We start from the raw sequence: 2,229 nt of genomic DNA, 5'->3' as shown, positions 1-2,229 counted from the left end.
GCCGAGGTTGTCTTTTCCGACAGCTTTTTCAGCAGCTGCATAGTCCCAAGGACCTGATTGGAAAGCATCGACTGAGCCGTCCCCGAATTTAGCCAGCAGGTTTGAAGCATCGACATTGACAAAGCCGCTGTTGTCTTTCTGTGCTGCGATGAATTTCAGGACGTTAACACCGGCTTCATTGCCCCAGTTGGTTCCGTCTACTTGCTCGCCGTCAGCTCCGAAGAGGGTGTCGCCGACTGACAGGAAGAGCGGAGCAATCGCATAGGCATTGACTTCTTTCAGGTTGCCGCCGAATTTGCCCTTAGAGGTGATGGTTTCATAGGATTTGACATCATCAGCGGTCAGTTTGGATTTATTGTAGTAGGTTACTTGTGATTCGATACCGAATGGGAAAGCGTAGGTCTTGCCCTTGTACTGTGCACCGAGAGCTGCCTGCTCGGTATCGTTTTTCTTGATTTCGTCGGCCATGCTGGAAGGAATTTCCTGAATCGCGCCGGCTTCGACCAATTTGCCCAGCTGGTCATGCGGCAGGGAGAAGACATCAGCTGCCGTGCTGGCATCCTTGGTCAGGTTTTCCTGAGCATTTGGATCTTCCATTTCCACGACTTCAACCTTGTAGCCGGAATCTTTTTCAAATTGGCTGACAGTATCGGCATAAGAGTCCTTAGCGCCGGTTGGAACCCAGAGCTTCAGGGTCTTGCTGTCAGATCCGGATGAGCTTGTTTCCTTGCTGTTGGAGCTGCAGGCTGCCAATAAAGCTGTCGCTGCCAGCAGGCTGACACTGCCCAATACGATTTTTTTCCATGTTTTCATTCCATTTTTCCTCCCGGAATTTTTATTTATAAGAATATTATGCAACCGTTTGCAATTTTTGTCAAGTGTTTTTTAGTAATTTTTTAAATTTATCCTCCGGCCACTTGTGAAGAGGGCAAATAAGACGATGGGACAGACTCCCATGATGGCTGTGTCCTCATCCACAGAGGGATGAATCTTTTGGAAGATACCGTATAAGAGGCGGTGGGACAGAACTAAATTTTGAAAAATTTTAGTTCCCTTCACTCTCTTGTTTCTAAGCTCAGACTGAAAAGGTCTCCCAGACCATTTTCTCTTCTGTAAAAAGAGAAAACTCCCGGTTATCGGGAGTGCAATCGATTGCTCAGCAGCCGCTGCTTTTCTGGTTTAAAATCAGCTGACTAAAAATGGGACAGACGCCCATGATGGCTGCGCTCTCATCCACAGAGGAACTTGTCTTTTTGGAAGACACCCTATAAGAGGCTGATAGAGTATCTTTAAAAAACGCTTTCCCTTTGCGAGCGGTCCTCTGGCTGGCTGACTGGCAACAATGGCTGAAAAAAGGGCGGTTTTTTCAGCTGCTTTGTGCTATAATTATTTTAGCTGTCTTGGAGCGGGTCTGTCCTGCAAGTTTCTGCAGGTTGGACTCAGACTGCGCGCGCTGCGGCGGTCCTGGTGGCTGTTCTTCATCATGATTGGAAAATCTGCTTTTTGGACATCAAAGAGCAGACTGGGACAGGCTCCTATGATGGCTGCATCCTCAGCCGCAGAGGGCTGGGAGCAGGACAAAAGTCTGTAGGAGGGGGCTTTGATTTTCGTCCCAGCCTTCGCATATAACTAAACAACCAGAGAGAAAACAACCAATTACTTAATGAAATAGTAGGGTCTGCGAGGAGGAGACATGTTTCACTTATTGCTTGCTATTATTTACCTGTCCTTTATCAGTCTGGGCCTGCCGGATGGTTTGCTGGGCGCTGCCTGGCCGGCCATGCAGGGAGAGCTTGCTGTGCCTGTTTCTTATATGGGGATTATCTCCATGATTATTTCCGTCGGGACCATTGTGTCCAGCCTTCAGAGTGACCGCCTCAGCAAGTGGCTGGGGACCGGAAAGGTGACAGCCATTAGTGTAGCCTTGACAGCCCTTGCCTTGTTTGGTTTTTCAATCAGCCATTCCTTCTGGCTCTTGTGCTTCTTTGCCATTCCTTACGGTCTGGGCGCAGGAAGTGTTGATGCGGCTCTTAACAACTACGTGGCGCTGCATTACAGCAGCAAGCACATGAGCTGGCTGCACTGTATGTGGGGCGTCGGTGCATCAGCCGGTCCTTATATCATGGCCTTTGCTTTGGAAAATGGCAGAGCTTGGACCAGCGGCTATCTTTCTGTTGCCTTGATTCAGATAGTGCTGACAGCTGTTCTCTTTATCAGTCTGCCTCTTTG

At 48.9% G+C, this 2,229-nt stretch carries 2 protein-coding genes; one reads left to right on the top strand and one right to left on the bottom strand.

The features are described 5' to 3' along the window. Positions 1-813, bottom strand: an 813-nt coding sequence (locus tag STRDD11_RS11645; protein WP_128837495.1) for an extracellular solute-binding protein, incomplete at its 3' end; no start/stop codon positions are given. 880 nt (positions 814-1,693) lie between these two features. Between STRDD11_RS11645 and STRDD11_RS14745 the strand changes: the two genes are divergently transcribed. After that, a partial coding sequence (locus STRDD11_RS14745) for an MFS transporter (protein ID WP_241209449.1) occupies positions 1,694-2,229 on the top strand: 536 nt, incomplete at its 3' end.

This window comes from Streptococcus sp. DD11 (genome assembly GCF_001578865.1).
GTDB classification, from domain to species: domain Bacteria; phylum Bacillota; class Bacilli; order Lactobacillales; family Streptococcaceae; genus Streptococcus; species Streptococcus panodentis.
The sequence above is the reverse complement of the archived record's forward strand: the minus strand, read 5'-3'. Positions and strand labels throughout refer to the sequence as shown.